Genomic DNA, 22,484 nt, shown 5'->3' on the forward strand with positions numbered 1-22,484 from the left:
TCACCGCTCATACGGCGATCCTTTCATCCTAAAAAACGCGTCCGGGCCCGTCGGGCGCCAGGGCCAGCAGGTCCAACAGGGCGGCCTGGTTGGGATGGGCGGCCACGGCCACGTGGCGGAACAGGGGGGCATCCCCCAGGGCGCCCGCCACCGTCGGGCTGAGGCACAGGGCTGAAACGGCGCCCAGATCGGCGCCGCCCTGTACCGCAAGGTTAACAAACGTACGCGCCGACCGGGGAGAAAAAAGCAGCACATGGTTAACCGCCCCGGCCGCCAACGCGTCGCGGACGCCGGGTAGCAGGGCATCCGCCGCCACCGCGCGGTAGAGGACCAGGCGCCGGGCGGTGAAGCCCTGGGCCGCCAAGGCGCCGGCGGGATCCCCCGCCACGTCGGCTCCCGCAGCGTGCAGCAGCAGGCCCGCGTCGGGCCGGGCTTCAGCCGCCACCAGGCGAACCAGGTCGTCCGCGTCGCCGGCGGCGGACCACACGGTGGTGAAGCCCAGGTCGCGCGCCGCGGCGGCGGTGCGGTCGCCCACCGCGTACAGGGGCCACGTACGGGGCGCACCCTGCCGGGCCAGGGCCCGTACGCCGTTGACGCTGGTGATCAGCACGGCCTGCACCGTGTCCGGCGGCGGCAGGGTGGCCGCCACATCCTCCACCGTCATCAGCGGATCGATCAGGATGTCGTGGCCCAAGGCTGCCACGGCCGCCGCCGTGCGGTCGGCCTCCGGCTGGGGGCGGGTGATGAGGACGGTGGCCATGGGTGCCGTCCGCTGTCGTGGTCAGGAGACGGCGAAGATGCCGGGCGGCAGGCGGCCCTTCAGCTCCGCACCCGCGTCGAGGCCAGCGGCCAGCGCGTCGCTGGCGGGGAAGCGGCGGCTGGTGGTGACGATGGTGCGGCCGTCGGGGCTGAGCGCCATCGCGTCCAGTTCCAGCACCCCCTCCCCCACCACACGGGCCAGCGCGGCGATGGGGGTGCGGCAGGACCCGTCCAGGGCCGTCAGCACGCCCCGCTCCGCCGTCACGCGCAGGGCGGTGTCGGCGCAGTTCAGCGGTGCCAGCAGGCCGTTGGTCACGGCGTCGGCCACCCGCGTCTCGATGCCGATGGCGCCCTGGGCCACGGCCGGCAGCATCATTTCCGCCTCCAGCACCGCCGTCACCTTGTCGGCCAGGTCCAGGCGGCGCAGGCCGGCCATGGCCAAGAGGGTCGCGTCCACCTCCCCCTCCGCCAGCTTGCGCAGGCGGGTCTGGACGTTGCCGCGCAGGGGCACCACGGTCAGGTCCGGACGGCGGGCCAGCACCTGCGCCTGGCGCCGCAGGCTGGCGGTGCCGACGACGGCGCCGGCCGGCAGGTCCAACAGCGTGGTGCCGTCGCGGCTGAACCAGGCGTCGCGCGGATCCTCGCGCGGCAGCAGGCAGGTGATGTCCAGCCCCTGGGGCAGCACCGTGGGCACGTCCTTCATGGAATGGACGGCCAGGTCGATCTCCCCCGCCAGCAAGGCGTCCTCGATCTCCTTGGTGAACAGGCCCTTGCCGCCGGCCTCCGCCAAGGTGCGGTCCAGGATGCGGTCGCCCGTCGTCTTGATGACGACGATCTCAATGGCGCCGGGCGCCGCCAAGTGCGGGTGGGCCATTCCCAACCTCAAGCGCGTCTCATGCGCCTGGGCCAGGGCGAGCGGGCTGCCCCGGGTGCCGATGCGCAAGGGGGTGCCGGAGGCATGAGCCGGGGGGAGAGGGGGCGTCGCGGTCGTCATGCTTGCCTGTCTATCCCCCTTTGCGGTTGCGGGAAAGGGCCCGGTCGGTGACAACGGCGGAAATGATGCCGATTTGATATGGCTTAGGTCCGGTGTCCACCGGAGCGGCCAGGGGTTTTGGGTGATGATCGTCCTGGGTATCGAGACCAGTTGTGATGAGACCGCCTGCGCCATCGTCGATGACGCGCGGGGCATCCGCGCCAACGTCGTGCTGTCGCAGTTGGATGAGCACCGCCCCTATGGCGGCGTGGTGCCGGAGGTGGCGGCCCGCGCCCACCTGCATTACCTGGATGGCCTGATCCGGCAAGCGCTGGATGAGGCGCGCCTGGAACTGGGCCAGGTGGACGCCATCGCCGCCACCGGCGGGCCCGGCCTGATCGGCGGGGTGATCGTGGGCGTCATGACCGCCAAGGCCATGGCGGCGGCGCGCGGCCTGCCCTTCGTCGCCGTGAACCATCTGGAAGGCCACGCCCTGACGGCGCGCCTGACCGATGACGTGCCCTTCCCCTACCTGCTGTTGCTGGTGTCCGGCGGGCATTGCCAGTTGTTGGAGGTGGAGGGCGTGGGCCAGTACCGCCGGCTGGGCACCACCATCGACGACGCGGTGGGCGAGGCCTTCGACAAGACGGCCAAGCTGCTGGGCCTGGGCTATCCCGGCGGGCCGTTGCTGGAAAAGGCGGCCGCGCGCGCCACCAACCCCGGCCGCTTCGAGCTGCCGGCCCCGATGAAGGGGCGGCCGGACTGCGACTTCTCCTTCTCCGGCCTCAAGACCGCCGTGCGGCGGCATGTGGAACAGCTGGGCACGCTGACCGAGGCCGACGTGGCGGATCTCGCCGCCGCCTTCCATCACGCCGTGGGCCAATCGCTGCTGGACCGCTGTGACCGCGCCATCAAGGCCTTCAAGGACCGGCATCCGGACGGACGCCACCTGGTGGTCGCCGGCGGCGTCGCGGCCAACAAATATCTGCGGGACCAGCTGAGCAAGCTGGCCACCAAGCGCGGCCTGACCTTCACCGCCCCGCCCCTATCTCTCTGCACCGACAACGCCGCCATGATCGCCTGGGCGGGGCTGGAACGCTTCCGCCTGGGCCAGACCGACGGCCTGGACTTCGCCCCCCGCCCCCGCTGGCCGCTGGACCCCGCCGCGAAGCCGATGAAGTTCGCGGGGGCTAAGGCGTAACGGCGCGACGCCGGCGCGAGGTTGCGACCCTATGGGCTTGAGTGTCTAATATCGGAAGGCACATGAACTCCTGAGCATCTGCCTACCAGCCGCCTTAACGAGGCATAGCCATGAGCAAATCCCCGCTGTACGACCGCGATTTTTATGCCTGGGCCAATGAACAGGCGTCGCTGCTCCGCGCCGGCAAGCTGGCGGCGGCCGATATCGCGCACATTGCCGAGGAGATCGAGAGCATGGGCCGCAGCGAGAAGCGAGAGCTTGTGAACCGGCTGGCCGTTCTGCTGCTGCATCTCCTGAAATGGCAGTTTCAGCCCAGCTTTCGCGGCAATAGCTGGCGTTTGACTATCGAGGAACAACGTTACCGGCTTGCCGACCACTTGGCCGACAATCCCAGCCTCAAAGGGACCTTGCCGGAAACGACCGCCAACGCCTACCGCCTCGCTCTTGTAGAGGCTGAGCGCGAAACCGGCCTCGCGCGGTCGACCTTTCCCGCCACCTGCCCCTGGCCCTTCGATGCAATTATGGATGAGGGTTTTTGGCCGGAAACCGGCTCACACTGATTCTCGGCCGGTCGCGTTGGCCGGCCCCCAGCCGTCACCGGCCAGGGAGCCGCCCCACCTCAATGCGCGGTGCTGATGAACACCTGCTCGGCGCCACCCTTCTTGAAAACGACACCGCCCTTCATCACGAAGTCGACCTTGCCCATCAGGGTGATGTCCTTGGTCGGGTCGCCGGGGACGGCGACGATGTCGGCGTACTTGCCGGCGGCGACGCTGCCGATGTCCTTGTCCTTCTTCAGCAGGGTGGCGGCGTTGATGGTGGCCATCTGCAGGGCGTACATCGCCGGCATGCCCACCTGGACCAGCAGGGGGAAGTCCTTCCAGTTGTCGCCGTGCGGGAACACGCCGGCATCGGTGCCATAGGCGAACTTCACCCCGGCCTTGTAGGCGTCGCCCACCGTCTTCATCAGCTGCGGGCCCACCAGCAGGGCCTTGGCCTGCACCGCCGGCGGATAGGCGTGGGGGTTGCCCTTGGCCTTTTCGGTCACATAGGTGCCGGTGTAGATGGTGGGCACGTAGTAGGTGCCGTGCTCCTTCATCAGCTTCATGTCCTGGGCGTCCATGAAGGTGCCGTGCTCGATGCTGTCGGCGCCGGCAACGACGGCGCGGCGGATGCCCTCCGCCCCGTGGGCGTGGACGCCGACGATGTAGCCGTACTCATGGGCCGCGGCGACCAGGGCCTTGGTCTCCTCCTCCGTCAACTGGCTGTTGTCGACGCTGCCCGACAGGTCCAGCACGCCACCCGTGGTCATGATCTTGATGGTGTCGACGTTCTGCTTGTAGTGCTCGCGCACCGCCTTCCAGGCATCAGCCGTGCCGTTGATGATGCTGTCGTGCGCGCCCACGTCGGGCTGCAGGTCCATGCGCAGGCCGTCGCCATCGTCGGCATGGCCGCCGGTGGAGCCGATGGCGGGCCCGGCCGTCAGGATGCGCGGGCCGGCGACCCAGCCCTTGTTGATCTGGTCGCGCAGGGCCACCGTCTCATAATGGCTGTCGCCCAGGTTGCGCACGGTGGTGAAGCCGCCCAGCAGGGTGCGCTTGGCCCACACCGTGCTGCGCACCACCCAGTCGGCCAGGTTGAAGTGCAGCATGTCGCTGTAGACGGTGGGGGTGAATTCGCTGCTGAGATGGACATGGGCGTCGATCAGGCCGGGCAGGCAGGTCTCACCCGCCAGGTCCACCACGTCGGCCTCGGGCCGGGTGACATAGCCGGACACCACCTCGGTCACGCGGTCGCCCTGGATGACCACGCTGGTCTGGCCTAGCATCTTGCCGGCCACGGAGTCCAGCAGCGCCGGGCAGTGCAGCACCACCGGCTTGGCCGCCGGAGCCGCATCCTGCGCCTGAGCACCTAACGGCGCCAGCGCGCAACCGGCGAGCAGGGCAAAGGAATAGGCGGCGCGACGGGCGCGGCCCGCCGTCGTTATCGTACCAACAGCCATTTCGGCATCCCCTTATTCAGAAGCCATGTCCCTGTTTCGTCCGCCGGTTCACCGCCCGGTCGGCTGGGCGCCACGGTATCATCGCCTCGGCACCGCCGCCACCGGCCCATTGCGGAAGCCGGCCCATCCGGGGTAAGCCAAGGCCAGCAATCGCTTATAGGGTCCGGAGGGGATGGAGATGCAGCGGATCGGTGTCATCGGGGCGGGCGCCTGGGGCACGGCGCTGGCCATGGCCGCCCGCCGGGCTGGGCGCGACGTGGTGCTGTGGGCGCGGGAGCCCGAGGTGGTGACCGCCGTCAACGGCGCCCACGAGAACACCCCCTTCCTGGCCGGCGTGGCCCTGGACCCCGCCATCCGCGCCACCGGCGACCTGGCGGAGGCCGTGCGGGCCGACGCCGTGCTGCTGGTGACGCCAGCACAGCACATCCGCGCCACCACGGCCAAGCTGAAGCCCCTGCTGGCCGCCGGCACGCCGGTGGTGCTGTGCGCCAAGGGCATCGAGATCGCCACCGGCAGCCTGATGACCGAGGTGACGGCGGGGGAGCTGCCCGATACCCCGCTGGCCGTGATGTCCGGCCCCACCTTCGCCGCCGAGGTGGCGCGCGGCCTGCCCACCGCCGTGACCCTGGCCTGCCGCGACGCCGCCCTGGGCCAGCGCCTGGCCCAGGCCCTGGGCAGCCTGACTTTCCGCCCCTATGCCAGCGACGACCTGGTGGGCGCGGAGATCGGCGGGGCGGTGAAGAACGTTCTGGCCATCGCCTGCGGCATCGTCGCCGGCCGCGCCCTGGGCGACAACGCCCGCGCCGCCCTGATCACCCGCGGACTGGCGGAGATCGCCCGCCTGGGCCAGTCGCTGGGTGCCAGGCCCGAGACCTTTATGGGCCTGTCCGGCCTGGGCGACCTGACGCTGACCTGCGGCAGCCTGCAATCGCGCAACATGTCGCTGGGCCACGCCCTGGGCCAGGGTCAGCCGCTGGCCACCATCCTGGCCGGCCGCAATTCCGTGGCCGAGGGCGTTTATACCGCCGAGGCGGTGGTGCGCCTGGCCGCCCGCCAGGGCGTGGACATGCCCATCTGCCAGGCGGTGGACGCCATCCTGAACCATGGCGCCGACGTCAACGCCACCATCCAATCCCTTTTGTCCCGCCCCCTCAAGCCCGAGGGCACGTAAGCCTTACCGGAGAGCCGTTCCCATGCACTTCGCCATCACCTGCACCGACAAGCCCGGCAACCTGGACCTGCGCCTGGCTACCCGCCCGAAGCACCTGGAGTACCTGGACACCCAGGTGGCCCACATCGTCGTGGCCGGCCCCCTGCTGGACGCCGAGGGCAAGCCCGTGGGCAGCCTGTTGGTCGTGGATTTCCCCGACGAGGCCGCCGCCCAGGCCTTCGCCGCCGCCGACCCCTATGCCGAAGTCGGCCTTTTTGCATCCGTAACGATCCAGCCCTTCCGCGTCGTTTATCCGAAGGCTTGAGGCAACAGCGCCCCGGCAGCTCCCCGCATTTCCCTAGGACGCGACCGCGTCCGCCGGAGATTTACGGGGAGCCGGAGGCGGACTGGAAATCGAGGATAGCCAAGCGGCCGGACGGCCGCGCCCGGCGCCTGAGGGAACAAGGAAATAAGAGATGCCCTACTGGCTGGTGAAGTCGGAACCCTTCAAGTACTCCTGGGACAAGTTCGTGGCGGACGGCCGCACCCATTGGGACGGCGTGCGCAACTACCAGGCCGCCAACAACCTGAAGGCCATGAAGGTGGGTGACCGCGCCTTCTTCTATCATTCCAACGAGGGGCTGGAGATCGTGGGCATCGCCGAGGTGGTGCGCGAGGCCTATCCCGACCCGTCGGATGAAAGCGGCCGCTTCGTCATGGTGGATCTGAAGCCGGTGATGCCTGTGAAGACGCCCCTGACGCTGAAGGACATCAAGGCCGATCCGGACCTGTCCAGCATGGCGCTGGTACGCCAGTCGCGCCTGTCCGTCTGCCCCATTACGGATGCGGAGTGGAAGGGCGCCTGCCAACGCATGGGCGTCGATGCCTGACACCATCGCCTCTCCCCTGTGCCGCCTGGCCGACATCGCGGACGGCCAGGCCAAGGGGATCAATTGGGGCAGTGGCAGCGCGCGCGAGGAAATCCTGGTGGCGCGGCGGGGCGACCGGGCCTTCGCCTATCACAACCGCTGTCCCCATGTCGGCACCACCCTGGACTGGACGCCCGACCGGTTCATGAGCGCCGATGGCCGCCACCTGCAGTGCGCCACCCACGGGGCCCTGTTCCGGGTGGAGGACGGCCTGTGCATCCACGGCCCCTGCGCCGGCCGCAGCCTGACGCCGGTGCGGGTGCGGGTCGGGGACGGCGCCGTCCATTTGGATGATTGATCAGGCGCCCCCGATATAAGCCGCCAGTTCCTCCGGCGTGCCGGCGGGAAAAGCCTCCTTCAAGTAATCCAGGAAGGCGGAGACTCGCGCGCTCAATAACCGCCGCGAGGGATAGAGCGCCCACAGGGCGATCTCCGGCCCGTCCACATCCCCCCAATGCACCAGCGTGCCGGCGGCCAGGTCGTGGCTCACCAGGGATATGGGCAGGCACGCGGCGCCGACGCCCGCCCGGACGGCGTCGCGAACCATGACCAGCGACGACAGGCACAGCACCGGGTCCACCGCGAGGCGCGAAAGTCCCGCCGGCCCCATGACAGTCCAGGTTCCACCCCCGTCCGCCGAACCCCTCACCACGACCGGAACCGGGCGACCGTCCACCGGCCGGGGGAAGTGCGGGCCGGCGACGACGACCAGGCGGTCGCGTAGGAAGCTGCGTCCGACCAGGCTTTCGTCCGGATCGGGGTTCACCCGGATGACCAGGTCATAGCCTTCCTCCACCATGTCGACGGGCCGGTCCTCCGTCGTGACCTCCAGCCGCACCTCCGGATATTTCAGCGCGAAGCCGGCAGCCACCTTGCCCATGGCGGTCTGCGAGAACAACAGGGGGGAGCTGATCCGCAACCGCCCCCGCGGCCGATCCCCGCCGGAGGCGATCGCCGCCGCCGTCTCGTCCAGTTCGGTCAGCAGCGCCCCCGTCCGCTGGAACAGCGCCCGCCCTTCCTCGGTCAGCTTCAGCACCCGCCCCCCGCGCTCGAACAGGCGCAGATCCAGGGCGGCCTCCAACTCGGCAACCCGGCGGGACAGGGTCGCCTTGGGGCGGCCTGAGGCGCGGGCGGCCCGGCCGAACCCGCCGTGCCGGGCGACAAGATTGAAATCGGTGAGGGCAAGCAGGTCCATCTGTTCCACCAGCGAGACAGGATGTCCAAATCTACCGCCTATCGGCCTGAATATGGATCATTAAATTAAGGATGTCTTTTGGCACCGGGCACGGCCCCGGCTGGACGCCCAGGCAAATCCATCCCCCGAGCAAGGAAGGCCATCATGATCTATTCGACTGCCACCGGCCCCGTGAACCCGCAGGGCGAGGCCCCGTTGACCCGCGCCCAGGTCTGGAAGGGCCTGGTCCTGAAAGCCCGCGACGCCCGCCTGTTCCTGCCACCCAACCTGTGCACCCGCTGCGACGTGGTGGAGGAGAGCGCCACGCACATCGTGCGGGAGGCCACGATCGGCGGTGCCGACCTGCGCGAGATCATCACCTTCGAGCCCGAGAGCAAGGTCACCTTCTTCCAGGCCACCGGCCCGCGCGAGGGCGCCATCGTCAACGAGCTGTTCGAGGACGCCGACGGCACGCTTCAGCTCCGCTTCTACTGCTACATCGGCCTGCGCGGCAAGGAACCCAACGGGCCCGAGGAACAGGCCGAGCAGACGCAGTTCGACAGCGAGCGCGGCTACAAGGCCGCCCTGCTGTCGACGCTGAAGCGGACCCGCGAGTTGCTGGCGGAAGGCCGGCTTTGATCATCATCCCGACCATCAACGACAGGGCGCCGCCCAGCCGGCCCCCCTTATCCGAGGCAGCCATCATGCAAAATTCCGTAATGGACAGCCCCCAGCCCAAGATCCTGGTCCTGGGTGCCACCGGCCCCACCGGCCGCCTGATCGTCCGCCAGGCAATCGCGCAGGGGTATGATGTCACCGTGCTGGCGCGCTCCGCCGAAAAGGCGCGGGGGCTTGAGGGGGCGGCGCTCATCATCGGTGATGCCCGCGATGAGACCGTCCTGCGCCGGGCTCTCAAGGGGCGGGACGCCGTCATCAGCGCCCTGGGCACGCCGGCCAGCCCGTTCCGCGAGGTGACATCCCTTTCGACCGCGACGCGCGCCCTGGTGGACGCGATGAAGGCCGAAGGGGTGCGGCGCCTGGTCTGCATCACCGGGATGGGCGCCGGCGACAGCGCCGGGCACGGCGGCTTCCTGTTCGACCGCCTGATTTTCCCGCTGCTGCTGCGCAAGGTCTACGCGGACAAGGACCGCCAGGAGGCTGTCGTCAGGGAGAGCGGGCTGGACTGGGTTCTTGTCCGCCCGTCCGTCCTTAACAATAAGCCGGGCCGCGGCGACGTCCGCGCGCTGACCGACCTGACCGGCGTCCACGGCGGAACCATAGCGCGGGCGGATGTCGCGAGCTTCGTTCTGGAACAGGTGCGCGGCGACACCTGGCTGCGCAAGGCCCCGCTGATCACCGGGTGATTGCGCGCCGGACCTATCAGGCCGACCGGGTCTTCATGGTGGCGGCGAAGTCCTCGGTCGTGGTGACCATGCGGCGGGCGATCACGCCCACCTCGCGCGCCACATCGGCGACGGTGGGGGCGGACAGCGCGTCGGCGGCGTCATTGGCGACAGCCGCCGAGGACGAGCCCCCCTCCACCGTGGCCAGGCCCGAGGTGGTGCGGGTCACGGCCGGATGGGACAGCGCGCGCAACACGCTGTCGATGGCCATGAGGCTGGTGCGGCTGCTGATCTGGCTCAGCCGGCCGATCAGGTCCGTCGTGTCGTGTCCCGCACCGTTGTCCCCAACACCCGTGGTCATGGGCATCCCTATCCGCGCAACGTCCGGGCCGGAAGGTGGCCCGCCCCGAATGACAATAGCGGCATTATGAATAACACAAGATGAACACGGGCGGGAGCGGCGCCGAAGGGGAAAGCCTGTGGGGAAAACCACCCTTTCGCGTCACCCTGAATGGTTGGCGGGGTGATCCATGTCATGGCCCCGCCGTCCCGGTCTGGTTTTTCATGATCCACAGCCCCGGAGAAGTCGGCAAACCCGTGAATTGCCGTGAATTTACCGGCGGCCGCAACGGCCCCGTGCTTGTGGAATGCGGGGGCAAGAGGGATACTCGGCCCGGCAAGCGATGGCGATCGCCGTGCCAGGCCCGACAGACAGGGCCGGCCAGAGCCCCCCGGTGCGGAGGGGCCAGGCCGGACACGGGTGGCGGCCTCAGCAGGCCCCGGCCAGCGACAACACATCAGGGAAGGAAACCAAGGTCCCATGAGCAACAACACCCTGTTCCCCGTTCCCGACGCGGTGGCGGCAGACGCCTGGGTCGATGCGACGAAATACCAGCAGATGTACGACCGTTCGATCAGCGATCCGGACGGTTTCTGGGGCGAGCATGGCCGCCGGCTGGACTGGATCCAGCCCTACACCAAGGTGAAGAACACCAGCTTCACCGGTGACATCTCCATCCGCTGGTACGAGGACGGGGTGCTGAACGCCTGCGCGAACTGTGTGGACCGCCACCTGCCCGCGCGCGCCGACCAGACCGCCATCCTGTGGGAGGGCGACAGCCCGTCCGAACACAAGCACATCACCTATTCCGAGCTGTACGACAACGTCACCCGCCTGGCCAACGTGCTGAAGGCGCGCGGCGTGAAGAAGGGTGACCGGGTCACCATCTACCTGCCCATGATCCCGGAGGCGGCCTACGCCATGCTGGCCTGCGCCCGCATCGGCGCCGTCCATTCCGTGGTGTTCGGCGGCTTCTCCCCCGACAGCCTGAAGGACCGGGTGCAGGACTGCGGCAGCACCGTGGTCATCACCGCGGACGAGGGCCTGCGCGGTGGCCGCAAGGTCGGCCTGAAGGTCAACGCCGACCAGGCGCTGAAGGCCTGCCCCGGCGTGGACACCGTCATCGTCGTGCGCCGAACCGGCGGCGCGGTGAACTGGGTCGAGGGCCGGGACATCTGGTATCACGAGGCCGTCGCCGCCGCCTCCCCCGACTGCCCACCGGAACCGATGAACGCGGAGGACCCGCTGTTCATCCTGTACACCTCCGGCTCCACCGGCAAGCCCAAGGGCGTGCTGCACACCACCGGTGGCTACCTGGTCTATGCCAGCATGACGCACCAGTACGTCTTCGATTACCACGAGGGCGACGTCTACTGGTGCACGGCGGACGTGGGCTGGGTCACAGGCCACAGCTACATCCTGTACGGCCCCCTGGCCAACGGCGCCGTCACCCTGATGTTCGAGGGCGTGCCCAACTACCCGGACAGCGGCCGGTTCTGGCAGGTCATCGACAAGCACAAGGTCAACATCTTCTACACCGCCCCCACCGCCATCCGCGCCCTGATGCGTGAGGGCGAGGGGCCGGTGAAGCGCCACAGCCGCAAGAGCCTGCGCCTGCTGGGCTCGGTGGGTGAGCCCATCAATCCCGAGGCCTGGCTGTGGTACCATTCCGTGGTGGGCGATGAGCGCTGCCCCATCGTCGATACCTGGTGGCAGACGGAAACCGGCGGCATCCTGATCACCCCGCTGCCCGGCGCCACCGCCACGAAACCGGGCTCGGCCACCCTGCCCTTCTTCGGGGTGAAGCCGGTCATCGTCGACAACGAGGGCCACGTGCTGGAAGGCGCCACCGAGGGCAACCTCTGCATCGCCGACAGCTGGCCGGGCCAGATGCGCACCGTGTTCGGCGACCACGAGCGCTTCAAGCAGACCTACTTCTCCACCTTCGCCGGCAAGTACTTCACCGGCGACGGCTGCCGCCGGGACGAGGACGGCTATTACTGGATCACCGGCCGCGTGGACGACGTCATCAACGTCTCCGGCCACCGCCTGGGCACGGCCGAGGTGGAAAGCGCCCTGGTCGCCCATCCCAAGGTGGCCGAGGCCGCCGTGGTGGGCTATCCGCACGACATCAAGGGCCAGGGCATCTACGCCTACGTCACCCTGAACGCCGGGGAAAACCCGTCGGAGGAGTTGCGCAAGGAACTGGTGGCCTGGGTGCGCAAGGAGATCGGGCCCATCGCCACGCCCGACCTGATCCAGTGGGCGCCGGGCCTGCCCAAGACCCGCTCAGGCAAGATCATGCGCCGCATCCTGCGCAAGATCGCCGCCAACGAGCATGAGGCGCTGGGCGACACCTCCACCCTGGCCGACCCCACCGTGGTCACCGACCTGGTGGACAGCCGCATGAACCGGGGCTGAGGGTCGAAGCGTTGATTTGGGAAAGCCGGCCGGGGCGACCTGGCCGGCCTTTTCTTTTTCAGCCCCTTTCCTGAAAAGCCTTTTCGAGATCGGGCGTAAATGTCAGTGCCGGACGGCGGGCTGAAATGGTGAAGATGGGCGTTTATCTGCCTTTGAATCCACCTGACCACCGTAGTGCTTGTCGTGTTGCCAGTGCCGAAAAATAGATAATTGTCACAGCCATCACGCAGAATAGGGCAGGCATAATTGGCGCCCCTAATGAGTCGTCGAAATCAGACACATTGAGCATAGACAGCATGATCTTGCTCCCCACCAGAAGTAGGCAATAGAAGACCGGCAAAAGAAGGGCATGGAATAACCAAGGCAACGTAGACTGCTTCGCACGCTTCCAGAACAAGACAGCCGCGACAATAGGGCCGTAAGTCGCAAGCGCCCATCCCGCTGCCACTCCCGATAACCTTCCAAGCGATATTCCAGAGAAGTAAGGGAAGTTAGCGTATGAGATGGCGAAATCAGCGCCGGCGAGCGAAACGAGGGCCACACCAAGCAAAGCTATTCCGTCGCTTCGATCCATGCCTGACGTAAAAGGCATCCGCCGTTTCCTGATCATCTCTTCCGCCTCGGCCATCGCGGCACGAGTTTCCGCGTTCGGCACCTTGGGGACGGGCGGTTCACCCGTACCTTCAATTGGGGGCTTGGTGGACATGATGCATCCCCTCCGTTCCTGGTGCCTTGCTCTTACAACGCCGTCGGTCTCGGGTCTTCCACCTGGTGCAGGCGCTGGAAGGCCTGCATAGCGACGCGCAGCAGCAGGGTCTTGCGCCGGGCGGCGTTCAGCTTGACCTCGGGACCCTGGCGCAGGATTTCGGCGCCGTAGCCGTCGGCCACGATCAGCCCGCATTCCTCGGGGATCAGTTCCTGGGGAAAGTCCTCACCCACGGCGAAGTAGAACCGGTCGCAGAACTCCAGGTAATCGCCCCATTTATGGTCGGCGCGGAAATCGGCGACGGAGCTCTTGATCTCGACGATGGTGACGGTGCCGTCACCGGCCAGGGCCAGGATGTCGGCGCGGCGGTTGTTGGCCAGCGGCACCTCCAGCATCGAGCGCATGCCGTGGTGGACCAGCATGCGGCGCACGCCGCGCGCCAGCAGCAGGGCGCGTTCCATGCCCGGCCGGCCGAAGAAGGGCGGCACGGTGGCGGGAATGACGAAGTCGCCTTCATCGCCGGGCGACGATGGGTCGGACGGCACGGACATGGGATTCAGCCCCGCTTGAAACGCTCCACCTTCTGGACACGATAGCCCAGGCTGGTGGGAAAGCGCTGCTCGGCGCGGAAGCGGGCATCACGGTCGGTGGTGGCGCCGAACAGGTAGACCTGGGCTCCCACCTGTGCCCCCACTTGGGCCCCCTCGATCACGCTGGCGGCGCCCGCGCCGTCGGTGTTGGCCGCGACGCTGTTCGCGGCTGGGATCACGGTCACCTCCCACAGCCGGCCGTGCACCAGCGCCGTCTTGTCCGGCACGATCAAGCGGCGGCGGGGCGTGGACTGCAGTTCCCGCAGCTTGGCATCCGCCTCGGCCCGGGTGGCGCGCAGGGTGGCGACCGCCTCCTCCAGGCCGGCGACCTCGCGGGCGCTGCCTTCGGCCGTCGCCTTGGCATCGTTGGCGGCGGCGGTGGCGTGACCCAGCTCCTCTTCCAGCCGACCCAGGCGCCGTTCCCGCACGCGGCGGTCATCCTCGATGGTGCGTGCCGTCAGCGCGAACTGGATCAGCGAATAGAGCAGCAGGATGATGAGGCCGATATTGGCAAGAAGGGCCGCCGACATCAGGAGGCCACCGCCTGCTGGGCGGCACCATCCGGCACCGGCAGCATGCTGGACAGGATGAAGCCCGCCAACTCGGGAAAGGCCTGGCGGGCCAGGCGCATGGCCTCCGCCTGGTTCTCGGCCCACACCTCCACCACGTGGGGACAGCCGCGCAGATGGCTGTGGGTGGTGGCCGTCTGATTGATGGTCAGCGTCGGGCCCAGGGCCAGGCTGCCGGTGTACAGGCGGCGGCCGGTCCCCGGCTCGCCCACCTCATGAATCAGCTCGAAATTATCGGCCTGGGCGGCGATCAGCCGGCGCTGCGCCTCCGCCAACTGGTTCTGGATCATGCGCCGCTCTTCCGCCAGGTCGCGACCGCGGGCCAGGTTCTGGTCATGCGCTTTCACCGCCTCATCCAAGGCGGCGCGGGTCCTGGCCACCTTGCCCTCCAGTTCCGCCACCGCGTTGCGGGTGGCGTAGAGCAGGGTCTGGCGGAACAGCACCATGGCCACCATGCCGACCGCGCCCAGCAGCGCGATCACGAACAGGCTGATGCTGAATTCCTCAAGCACGACCGCAGCGATCCTTTCGGCGTTCCTATAGAGCCTAGCATTGCCGACAATTTTCCACAAATTGCCGATGGCGCCGCCAAGCCACTCCGCCGAGCGTGTCAGGCCGGCCGTTCACAAATGGTTATCATGGGTAACGATATCGGTTGAGTAGACCGAAAGCAACCTCAGCGGGAGATTATAGTACTACCTCACGCAGCGCTTTGTGAGAATCCCCGCCCCGCGATCTCCCTCAGGAAGGCACGGTCGACGGCGGGATAGCGCGAGGGCATCTCGCGCTCGATCGTATCAAGCAGTGTGCGCGCCGCGTCGCGGCCGTTGATCTCGGCATACAGCAGGAACCACGCGGCGTAGGTGCGGCCCAGGCCCACGGCGGCGAGGCCGACGGCGACGTCACTGTCCGTCGGCATGACCCAATAGCCCAGGGCGCCGTCGCGGCGCAGCCCAACGAAGGGCAGCTTGGCCAACGGCAGTCGGGCCGGGGTGCCGGAGGGGCGCGCGGCTTTGGACGGGGGTGGGGCGGGGGCCATCGCTTGCCATGACAAGGAATGGTTCAAGCCCCAAGCATTGAGGTGCGGAGCCAGCGAACCTACTGGCCCTGGTATAACCCGGCGAGTCGTGGCCCGCTATCGATGCGGAAGAATAGGTCCCCGCGCCGGGGCGCCGGACAGCCGCTCCCCGGCGCATGACATGCCGGGCCCACCGGCCCGGCCGCCGCTGAAAATTCCGGCCGGGACCGCCGTCTTAGTGGCCGTGGCCGGCGTGGGCCTTGCCGGCCTCGGACAGGACGAAATGGCGGCCGCAGTAGGGGCAGTCGATCTTGCCTTCCTTTTCCATGGTCAGATAGACCAGCGGATGGCCCAGGGCGCCGCCCCCGCCATCGCACCCGACGGACGGGGTATCGACATAGATCGTCTCAATCGGCTGCATGGCCTCGGGCGCTCCATAATAAAGGTCCAGGGCGGGACGACCGTCCCGCCGACGCCCGGATCATAGCCAAGCGCGCCGCCGGATCAAGCGTGAGGCGCCCCGCCCGGTTCCCCGGCCGATCCCCCCGGGGGCGGACCTCCTTGGTGGGGGGTGTGACGGCCGCGGTTGACCATGGTCAAGGCGGGGGTGTACGCCTTTTTGGCCCCGGCTTTCCCGGGCTTTCCCCTTTTTCGGGCCCGCACGTTTCCGGCCCCGTCATCATGGACCGTCCCGACCCCATGCCCGACACGCGCGCGCCCGACGCCCATCCCGCCCCGTCCGCCCCCATCCCGTCCGCCCCCATCGGCAGCCCACCCGAGCTGGCGATCGAACTGCGTGGGCTCACCAAGACCTACAAGGCCTCCGGCAAGGCGCCGGCCAAGCTGGCGCTTAAAGGCATCGACCTGGCCATTCCCCGCGGCTCGGTCTACGGCCTGCTGGGGCCCAACGGCGCCGGCAAGTCCACCATGATCAACATCCTGGCGGGCCTGGTGACCAAGAGTGGCGGCACCGCCAAGATTTGGGGCATCGACATCGACCAGGACCCGCGGGCCGCCCGCGCCGCCATCGGCGTGGTGCCCCAGGAACTGAACATGGACCCCTTCTTCACCCCGCGTGAGTTGCTGGACCTGCAGGCCGGCCTGTACGGCGTGCCCAAGCGGGAGCGGCAGACCGACCGCCTGCTGGAGGCGGTGGGCCTGAAGGACAAGGCCAACGCCTATGCCCGCACCCTGTCGGGCGGCATGCGCCGCCGCCTGATGGTGGCCAAGGCCATGGTGCACACCCCGCCGGTGCTGGTGCTGGACGAGCCCACGGCCGGCGTGGACGTGGAACTGCGCCAGTCGCTATGGGCCCATGTGCGCGAACTGAACCGCGCCGGCACCACCGTGGTGCTGACCACCCATTACCTGGAAGAGGCGCAGGAGCTGTGCGACAGCATCGCCATCGTCAACCACGGCCAGGTGGTGGCGTGTGACAGCACCGACCGCCTGCTGCGCACCCTGGACCGCAAGGACCTGGTGGCGGTGGTGGACCAGGACCTGACCGAGGTGCCCGCCACCCTGGCGGGTTTCGAGGTGACGCTGAAGGGCCGCCAGCTGACGGTGCAGTACCCGCCCAGCCGCGTGAAGGTGGGGGAGGTGCTGAACGCCATCGCCGCCGCCGGCCTGACCATCGTGGACCTCAGCACCAAGGAATCGGACCTGGAGGACATCTTCCTGCAGCTGACCCGCGCGCCCGCCACCGGCAATGGCGCGGGCTGAGGACAACGCCCTTCCCCCCACCGCACCGCGCTGGCGCCCCCGCTGGCTGGCGGCGGTGGCACTTGGCCTGTCCGTCACGGCCTGCGCCCCCACCGCCCGGGTGGCCGGGCCGCCGGTGGTGGTCACCCCGCAGCTGACGGCGGCGGGCATCACCGCGCGCGACGGCACGATCCTGCCCACGCAGTCCTGGTTGCCACCGGAGGGTCCGCCCCGCGCCGTCATCCTGGCGCTGCACGGCTTCAACGACTACGCCAACTCTTATGACGCGCCCGGCCGCTGGTGGGCACAGCATGGCGTGGCGACTTACGCCTATGATCAGCGCGGCTTCGGCCGCACCCCGCGCCCCGGCGTCTGGGCCGGCGGCGACGTCATGGTGCGCGACATGTGGGACGCCGCCGCCGCCCTGCACGACCGCTATCCTGACACGCCGCTGTTCCTGACGGGGGAAAGCATGGGCGGGGCCGTGCTGATGACAGGCCTCGCGGGGCACGCCCTGCCGGCGGGCTTCAAGGGCGTCATCCTGACCGCGCCGGCCGTGTGGTCGCGCGGGACCATGCCGTTTTACCAGCGCTGGGCCCTGGCCATCGCCAACTGGACCGTCCCCTGGCTGAGCCTGACGCCGCCGCGCGGCCTGATCCATGTGCAGGCGTCGGACAACATCCCCATGATGATCGCGCTGGGCCGCGACCCCCTGGTGGTGAAGGCCACGCGCGTGGACGCGCTGGAGGGCCTGACCGACCTGATGGACGCCGCCATGGATGCGGCCCCCCGCTTCAAGGTGACGTCCCTGGTGATGTACGGCCAGCATGAGGAGCTGATCCCGCGCGAGCCCATGACCCAGGCCCTGGCCCGCCTGCCGGACGCCAGCCAGGGCGGCCCGCGCATCGCCTTCTATCCCACGGCCTGGCACATGATGCTGCGCGACCTGCACGCCCAGATCGTGTGGCAGGACATCCTGGCCTGGATCGCCGACCAGACCGCCCCCCTGCCCAGCGGCGCGGACGTCAATCCGGAAATCCCCACGCTGCTGGCCGAGGGACGCACCCCATGACCGCGACCGTCATCCTGAACGCCGACGACTACGGTTTGTCCCCGGGAGTCTCGCAAGGCATCCTGGCCCTGATCCGCCAGGGGCGCCTGTCGGGCACCAGCTGCATGACCGCCACGCCCTTTTGGCCGCAGCACGCGCCCTGGCTGACCGAGGTGGCGGACCGGGCCGATATCGGCCTGCACCTGACCCTGACGGACCAGCAGCCGGCCGGCCCCTGCCCGGCCCTGGCGCCCGGCGGCCGCTTCGGCAGTGTGGGCGACCTGATGATCCGGTCCCTGACCGGCCGACTGAGCGGCACCGCCGTCCAGGCCGACCTGAGGGCGGAGATCGAGCGCCAGCTGGACCTGTTCGAGGCCCATGCCGGCCGGCCGCCCTCTCACGTCGATGGACACCAGCATGTCCACCTGCTGCCCGGCGTGCGCGGCCTGGTGCTGGACGCCGTGGCCCGCCGCTACTCCCGGGGCAGCGTCTATATCCGCGACTGCGCCGAGCCGATGGCCGCCGTGCTGGCGCGCGGGGTGGACAGCGTGAAGGCCCTGATCATCGCCAGCCTGGCGCGGGGCCTGGGCGCCGCCGCCGTCCGGCGCGGCATCCCCACCAACCGGGGCTTCCGCGGCGTCTATGATTTCGGCCCCGGCCGCGACTTCCCGGCGCTGATGGCCAAGTTCCTGGCGCCCGCGCGCGACCGCGTGCTGATCATGGTGCACCCGGCCCTGCCGGATGAGGTGCTGGCCGGGCTGGACCCGGTGGTGGCCAGCCGGCAGGTGGAACAGGCCTATCTGTCGGGCGACGCCTTCGCCCGGTTGCTGGAGAAAATGGGAGTAAGGCTGGGGCGCTTGCAGGGTTGAGACAAAACGGGTTGACCCCGTAAGGCCCCGCGCGCTTCATGCGGCCCCATCACAGCCATTCGCGATCGAGGACCAGGGATGCCGGACCCCCGCAGCGCCAAAGGGCCGTCCAAGGCCGCCCCCAGCAAGCCCGCCCCCAGCAAGCCCGCCGCCGAAGGCGCAGTGGGTGAGAGCATCCGGCGCAAGGCCTTCCGCATCCTGGGCCTGCCGGCCGTGGCCGCCCTGTTCGCGCGCGACCCCGGCCGGGTGGAGCGGTTGTTCTTCGACGATCGCATGAAGGAGAAGGTGGGTTCCTACTGCGCCGGCCTGGCGCAGGCGCGCAAGGTCTACCGCCTGCTGCCGGCGGAGGAGATGGAGAAGGTCGCGGGCACGCCCCTGCATGGCGGGGTGGTGGCTGTCGCCGCCCCCCGCCCCGTCCTGCCCCTGGACATCGACGAGGCGGCGCGATGGGCGGCGGCGGGCGAGCCGCTGATGATCCTGGACGGCGTGGGCAACCCGCACAACCTGGGCGCCATCGTCCGCACCTGCGCCTTCTTCGGCATCAACCGCCTGGTGCTCTCCGACCATGCCGAACAGGCCCTGCCGTCCGAGGCCGCCTACCGCGTGGCCGAGGGCGGGTTCGAGTATGTGACGCTCTACCAACTGCCGCGCTTCGCCCAAAGCCTGCGCCACCTGCGCGCCCATTACCGCATCGTCGGTACCGCCCTGGGCGATCATCCCGACCCGGCCACGGTGCTGCCGGCCGCCGCCGGCGGCAATGCCAACCCCAAGCCCGCCGCCCTGATCCTGGGCAATGAGGAGATCGGCCTGCCCGCCCCCACGCTGCAGGCCTGCAACCAGCTGGTCACCCTGCGCGGCAGCGGCCAGGTGCAATCGCTGAACGTCTCCGCCACCGCCGCCATTCTGGTGCACGCTCTAGCGGCCCCTGGGGCGGCGACCCCTGGGGACCGGCGGGCCTGAGATGCCCCGGCTGATCCTGTTCAACAAGCCCTATGACGTGCTGTCGCAATTCAGCGACGAAACCGGCCGGGCGACGGTGAAGGATTATGTCGACGTGGCCGGCGTCTATCCGGCGGGGCGGCTGGACCGGGATAGCGAGGGCCTGCTGGTCCTGAGCGACGACGGCCCCTTCATCCACCGCATCGCCGACCCCAAGCACAAGCTGGCGAAGACCTATTGGGCGCAGGTCGAGGGCGTGCCGGACGAGGCGGCGCTGGCGGCCCTGCGCCGGGGCGTCACGCTGAAGGACGGCCCCACGCTGCCGGCGGGCGCGCGGCTGATGGACGAGCCGGCGGCCCTGTGGCCCCGTGACCCGCCCATCCGCTACCGCGCCGCCATTCCCACCAGCTGGATCGAGCTGACCTTGAGGGAGGGGCGCAACCGCCAGGTCCGCCGCATGACGGCCGCCTTGGGTTTCCCTACCTTGCGCCTGGTGCGCTGGGCCGTGGGCGACTGGACGCTGGAGGACCTGGCGCCCGGGCAGTGGCGCGACGTGCCCTTTCCCGCCCGGCCCTCCCCCCCTCGGCCAGCACCGGTCAAGGCACCGCCTAAGGCGTTTCGACGATCAAGGTGACGCGCCGATCGGCGGCGCGGTCATGGTCCGGCGCGTTGGGGTCGGCATTGGTACCGGTCGGCGACAGATGCGGCCGGGTGTCGGCATAGCCCACGGCCCGCAGGCGGTTGGCCGGCACGCCATCGCTGATCAGCATGCGCACCACGGCGGCGGCGCGGGCGGCCGACAATTCCCAGTTGCTGGGAAAGCGGGCGGTGCTGATGGCGTTGCTGTCGGTGTGGCCTTCCACCGTCACCATGCCCTTCAGCGACTGCAGCACCGGCACCAGGCGGGACAGGATCTGCTGCCCTTCGTCGCCCAGGTCGGCGCGGCCGGAGGCGAACAGCACCCGGTCCTTGATCTCGATGGACAAGCCCTTGCCCCGGGGCGTGACCTGCACGTCGGGCGGCAGGTCCTGCGCCTCCAGGTCCTGGGCCAGGCGCTTGGCCTCCTCCGTCGGCTCCTCCGCCGGACCGGCCTCCGGAAGGGCATCCTGCGGCGGGCGCTGCGGCGGATAGGGCGGGACAGGGGGGAAGGTGGGGCTGGACATGGAGGCGGCCGTGGGATTCTTCGCCATGTCGCGGGCGGGGGCGCCCACCGGATTGGCCGAGACGGCGACGCGGCCGGCGCCCGGCTGGTTGTTGTCGGACTTCAGCTTCAGCCGGCCGTTGATGCCCAGGATGGCCACCATGCCCAGGAACACGATCATCAGCAGCGTGACCATGTCCATGTAGCTGATGACCCACTCCTCCGATTCTTCCGCCGGTTCGCCGGGCATGCGGCCGGGAACGGTACGGTTCTGGACCACACGACCACCCCGGGCCCGGATATCCGGCCGGCCGGCGGACTTGGCCTCCACCGCCGGCTTGGCACCGGCCGCCCCCGGCATCACCGGCGGTGGCACGGGAAGGCCGGAGGCATAGACGCGGGCGGTGTGCCGGGGCTTGGGCGGGGGAGGGAGATCGCCGCCACCGCCAGCCCCACTGCCGGACTGGTCGCTAGGCGCCACCCCAGTCCTCCTCCCGCGCGTCGCGCAGGTAATGGTCCAGGCTGTCCTGGATGATGGTGGGGGAGCGGCCGAGATGGGTCAGCACCACGCCTTCCAGCAGCACGTTCATCAGGGCGACCCGCCGGCCAGTGCGCTGTTCCAGCTTGATGGCGATGGGCTTGAACACCAGGTTGGCCAGCACCAGCCCGTAGAGGGTGGCCAGCATCGCCACCGCCATGCTGCCACCGATCAGGCCGATGTCGCCCTCGCCCAGGTGCTTCAGCATGCCGACCATGCCGGCCAGGGTGCCCAGCAGGCCGAAGGCGGGGGAGAAGGTGGCCAGGGTGCGGAAGAATCGCGACTGCCCGGCCTCCAACTCCATCTGTTTCTGGATGCGCCAGTTCATGACCTGCAGCAGGTCTTCCAGCGGCTGGGCGTCCACCACCATCTGCAGGCCCAGCCGCAGGAAGGGGTGGGCCACGCGCTGGGCCCGTTCGTCGGCCGCCTGGATGCGCTTCTCATGCAGATGGCGGGCGACCTCCATCAGTTCGGCAACGTCGGCGCGGATGCTGTCGCGGTCGCGCACGATGCCGACCAGCGCGCCCAGGGCGGCGCGAATCTCATCGCCGCGGAAGGCCAGCAGCGCCACGCAGACGACGCCACCCAGCACGATCAGCAGGCCCTCGGGATTGTAGTAGAAGTGCCAGTTGCCGCCGGCGGAAACGACGAACCACAGCAGGGCGACGGTGGCCAGCACCCCCGCCAGCGTCGTGCCGATGAAGCGGGAGGTGACGCCCCCCTTGGCGGGTCCCCGATTACCGGGCCCGCGATTGCCAGACCCGGGCCTGGCGGCCGGCGCGTTGCGCACCGGGCGCGCGCCGCGTTCATTCACAGTCACGCCCTTGCCCCTAATAACAACGGTATAGGTGCCGCCTGCCCCGGCGGCGCAAGCCACAGATTAACCGAGTGGCCCCAGCGAAAACACCCCGCTCAGAAGATCAAGGATTTAGACCGCAAAAACGGCGAGGGCCCCGCCCGGGTGCTCCAGGCGGGGCCGTATTTGTCGGCCGAAGCGGTGCGGTTGTGGGGGCGGGATCAGCGGCCCTGGATGGTGATTGTCAGGGTGTCGGTGTAGCTGCCGGCGATGG

At 69.2% G+C, this 22,484-nt stretch carries 27 protein-coding genes; 14 read left to right on the forward strand and 13 right to left on the reverse strand.

The genetic code is table 11. From position 1 onward, the window contains the following. Window positions 1–28 precede the first annotated feature (28 nt). Window positions 29–760 (reverse strand): uroporphyrinogen-III synthase, encoded by a 732-nt coding sequence (locus tag FBZ89_RS18895; RefSeq protein WP_145751424.1) that lies wholly within the window; start codon window positions 758–760, stop codon window positions 29–31. Window positions 761–781: 21 nt separating this feature from the next. Next, window positions 782–1,753: a hydroxymethylbilane synthase gene (hemC, locus tag FBZ89_RS18900; RefSeq protein ID WP_145751425.1), complete on the reverse strand. Its 972-nt coding sequence runs from the start codon at window positions 1,751–1,753 to the stop codon at window positions 782–784. A gap of 124 nt (window positions 1,754–1,877) precedes the next feature. On the opposite strand from hemC, the gene tsaD reads away from it, so the two are divergent. Both tsaD and FBZ89_RS18910 read left to right on the forward strand, forming a co-directional pair. After that, a complete protein-coding gene (gene tsaD, locus FBZ89_RS18905; protein ID WP_145751426.1) occupies window positions 1,878–2,933 on the forward strand; it encodes a tRNA (adenosine(37)-N6)-threonylcarbamoyltransferase complex transferase subunit TsaD in 1,056 nt (351 codons plus the stop codon). 110 nt (window positions 2,934–3,043) lie between these two features. After that, the gene (locus FBZ89_RS18910; protein WP_145751427.1) at window positions 3,044–3,493 is read left to right on the forward strand and encodes a DUF29 domain-containing protein; all 450 of its coding nucleotides are present in this window, start codon (window positions 3,044–3,046) and stop codon (window positions 3,491–3,493) included. Window positions 3,494–3,552: 59 nt separating this feature from the next. On the opposite strand, the gene FBZ89_RS18915 is transcribed toward FBZ89_RS18910, so the two are convergent. After that, window positions 3,553–4,935 (reverse strand): metal-dependent hydrolase family protein, encoded by a 1,383-nt coding sequence (locus tag FBZ89_RS18915; RefSeq protein ID WP_145751428.1) that lies wholly within the window; start codon window positions 4,933–4,935, stop codon window positions 3,553–3,555. A 178-nt stretch (window positions 4,936–5,113) separates the two neighbouring features. Here FBZ89_RS18915 and FBZ89_RS18920 point away from each other — a divergent pair, with 178 nt between their 5' ends. The 4 genes from FBZ89_RS18920 (at window position 5,114) to FBZ89_RS18935 (ending at window position 7,312) form a co-directional block, all read left to right on the forward strand. Then, on the forward strand, window positions 5,114–6,106 hold the full coding sequence (locus FBZ89_RS18920) for an NAD(P)H-dependent glycerol-3-phosphate dehydrogenase (protein WP_425465965.1): 993 nt from the start codon (window positions 5,114–5,116) through the stop codon (window positions 6,104–6,106). Window positions 6,107–6,128: 22 nt separating this feature from the next. Further along, complete coding sequence (locus tag FBZ89_RS18925) at window positions 6,129–6,410, forward strand: YciI family protein (RefSeq protein WP_145751430.1); 282 nt, start codon at window positions 6,129–6,131, stop codon at window positions 6,408–6,410. Between the two features lie 151 nt (window positions 6,411–6,561). Continuing rightward, window positions 6,562–6,975 (forward strand): EVE domain-containing protein, encoded by a 414-nt coding sequence (locus FBZ89_RS18930; protein ID WP_145751431.1) that lies wholly within the window; start codon window positions 6,562–6,564, stop codon window positions 6,973–6,975. Next, on the forward strand, window positions 6,968–7,312 hold the full coding sequence (locus FBZ89_RS18935; RefSeq protein ID WP_145751432.1) for a Rieske (2Fe-2S) protein: 345 nt from the start codon (window positions 6,968–6,970) through the stop codon (window positions 7,310–7,312). The genes FBZ89_RS18930 and FBZ89_RS18935 overlap by 8 nt, the downstream gene beginning before the upstream one ends. Here the strand turns inward: FBZ89_RS18935 and FBZ89_RS18940 are convergent, their stop codons facing one another. Further along, complete coding sequence (locus tag FBZ89_RS18940; RefSeq protein ID WP_145751433.1) at window positions 7,313–8,209, reverse strand: LysR family transcriptional regulator; 897 nt, start codon at window positions 8,207–8,209, stop codon at window positions 7,313–7,315. Between the two features lie 144 nt (window positions 8,210–8,353). On the opposite strand from FBZ89_RS18940, the gene FBZ89_RS18945 reads away from it, so the two are divergent. Next, entirely contained in the window at window positions 8,354–8,827 is a 474-nt protein-coding gene (locus FBZ89_RS18945; RefSeq protein WP_145751434.1) for an SRPBCC family protein, read from the forward strand. A 65-nt stretch (window positions 8,828–8,892) separates the two neighbouring features. After that, window positions 8,893–9,552 carry an NAD(P)-dependent oxidoreductase gene (locus tag FBZ89_RS18950; RefSeq protein ID WP_145751435.1) on the forward strand — a complete coding sequence of 220 codons (660 nt, stop codon included), beginning with the start codon at window positions 8,893–8,895 and terminating at the stop codon, window positions 9,550–9,552. Between the two features lie 16 nt (window positions 9,553–9,568). Here FBZ89_RS18950 and FBZ89_RS18955 read toward each other — a convergent pair whose 3' ends face one another. Continuing rightward, window positions 9,569–9,892: a hypothetical protein gene (locus FBZ89_RS18955; RefSeq protein ID WP_145751436.1), complete on the reverse strand. Its 324-nt coding sequence runs from the start codon at window positions 9,890–9,892 to the stop codon at window positions 9,569–9,571. Between the two features lie 459 nt (window positions 9,893–10,351). Here FBZ89_RS18955 and acs point away from each other — a divergent pair, with 459 nt between their 5' ends. Further along, complete coding sequence (acs, locus tag FBZ89_RS18960) at window positions 10,352–12,292, forward strand: acetate--CoA ligase (RefSeq protein WP_145751437.1); 1,941 nt, start codon at window positions 10,352–10,354, stop codon at window positions 12,290–12,292. 142 nt (window positions 12,293–12,434) lie between these two features. On the opposite strand, the gene FBZ89_RS18965 is transcribed toward acs, so the two are convergent. The 6 genes from FBZ89_RS18965 to FBZ89_RS18990 all read right to left on the reverse strand — a co-directional run bounded on the left by FBZ89_RS18965 (window position 12,435) and on the right by FBZ89_RS18990 (window position 15,596). After that, the gene (locus FBZ89_RS18965) at window positions 12,435–12,998 is read right to left on the reverse strand and encodes a hypothetical protein (protein ID WP_145751438.1); all 564 of its coding nucleotides are present in this window, start codon (window positions 12,996–12,998) and stop codon (window positions 12,435–12,437) included. 32 nt (window positions 12,999–13,030) lie between these two features. Then, on the reverse strand, window positions 13,031–13,549 hold the full coding sequence (locus FBZ89_RS18970; RefSeq protein ID WP_342780632.1) for an MmcB family DNA repair protein: 519 nt from the start codon (window positions 13,547–13,549) through the stop codon (window positions 13,031–13,033). Between the two features lie 5 nt (window positions 13,550–13,554). Then, the gene (locus tag FBZ89_RS18975) at window positions 13,555–14,118 is read right to left on the reverse strand and encodes a hypothetical protein (protein ID WP_145751439.1); all 564 of its coding nucleotides are present in this window, start codon (window positions 14,116–14,118) and stop codon (window positions 13,555–13,557) included. After that, window positions 14,118–14,669 (reverse strand): hypothetical protein, encoded by a 552-nt coding sequence (locus tag FBZ89_RS18980; RefSeq protein ID WP_145751440.1) that lies wholly within the window; start codon window positions 14,667–14,669, stop codon window positions 14,118–14,120. The genes FBZ89_RS18975 and FBZ89_RS18980 overlap by 1 nt, the downstream gene beginning before the upstream one ends. Before the next feature lie 188 nt (window positions 14,670–14,857). Next, complete coding sequence (locus FBZ89_RS18985) at window positions 14,858–15,211, reverse strand: hypothetical protein (protein WP_145751441.1); 354 nt, start codon at window positions 15,209–15,211, stop codon at window positions 14,858–14,860. Window positions 15,212–15,410: 199 nt separating this feature from the next. After that, complete coding sequence (locus FBZ89_RS18990; protein WP_040848315.1) at window positions 15,411–15,596, reverse strand: zinc-finger domain-containing protein; 186 nt, start codon at window positions 15,594–15,596, stop codon at window positions 15,411–15,413. Between the two features lie 278 nt (window positions 15,597–15,874). Between FBZ89_RS18990 and FBZ89_RS18995 the strand changes: the two genes are divergently transcribed. The 5 genes from FBZ89_RS18995 (at window position 15,875) to FBZ89_RS19015 (ending at window position 20,369) form a co-directional block, all read left to right on the forward strand. Next, entirely contained in the window at window positions 15,875–16,897 is a 1,023-nt protein-coding gene (locus FBZ89_RS18995; protein WP_145751442.1) for an ABC transporter ATP-binding protein, read from the forward strand. Continuing rightward, window positions 16,884–17,948: an alpha/beta hydrolase gene (locus tag FBZ89_RS19000; RefSeq protein ID WP_145751443.1), complete on the forward strand. Its 1,065-nt coding sequence runs from the start codon at window positions 16,884–16,886 to the stop codon at window positions 17,946–17,948. Before FBZ89_RS18995 ends, FBZ89_RS19000 begins: the two co-directional genes overlap by 14 nt. Then, the gene (locus tag FBZ89_RS19005) at window positions 17,945–18,796 is read left to right on the forward strand and encodes a ChbG/HpnK family deacetylase (RefSeq protein WP_145751444.1); all 852 of its coding nucleotides are present in this window, start codon (window positions 17,945–17,947) and stop codon (window positions 18,794–18,796) included. The genes FBZ89_RS19000 and FBZ89_RS19005 overlap by 4 nt, the downstream gene beginning before the upstream one ends. Before the next feature lie 78 nt (window positions 18,797–18,874). Next, window positions 18,875–19,756, forward strand: coding sequence for a TrmH family RNA methyltransferase (locus FBZ89_RS19010; RefSeq protein WP_145751445.1), 882 nt, complete (start codon window positions 18,875–18,877; stop codon window positions 19,754–19,756). Window position 19,757: 1 nt separating this feature from the next. After that, entirely contained in the window at window positions 19,758–20,369 is a 612-nt protein-coding gene (locus FBZ89_RS19015; RefSeq protein WP_145751446.1) for a pseudouridine synthase, read from the forward strand. Here the strand turns inward: FBZ89_RS19015 and FBZ89_RS19020 are convergent. Together FBZ89_RS19020 and FBZ89_RS19025 are read right to left on the reverse strand one after the other, a co-directional pair. After that, on the reverse strand, window positions 20,344–21,357 hold the full coding sequence (locus FBZ89_RS19020; RefSeq protein WP_145751447.1) for an OmpA/MotB family protein: 1,014 nt from the start codon (window positions 21,355–21,357) through the stop codon (window positions 20,344–20,346). The two genes, FBZ89_RS19015 and FBZ89_RS19020, sit on opposite strands and share 26 nt — an antisense overlap. Further along, a complete protein-coding gene (locus tag FBZ89_RS19025) occupies window positions 21,347–22,234 on the reverse strand; it encodes a motility protein A (RefSeq protein ID WP_244909331.1) in 888 nt (295 codons plus the stop codon). Before FBZ89_RS19025 ends, FBZ89_RS19020 begins: the two co-directional genes overlap by 11 nt. Window positions 22,235–22,484 lie beyond the last annotated feature (250 nt).

Source organism: Nitrospirillum amazonense (assembly GCF_007828045.1).
Lineage (GTDB): Bacteria > Pseudomonadota > Alphaproteobacteria > Azospirillales > Azospirillaceae > Nitrospirillum > Nitrospirillum amazonense_C.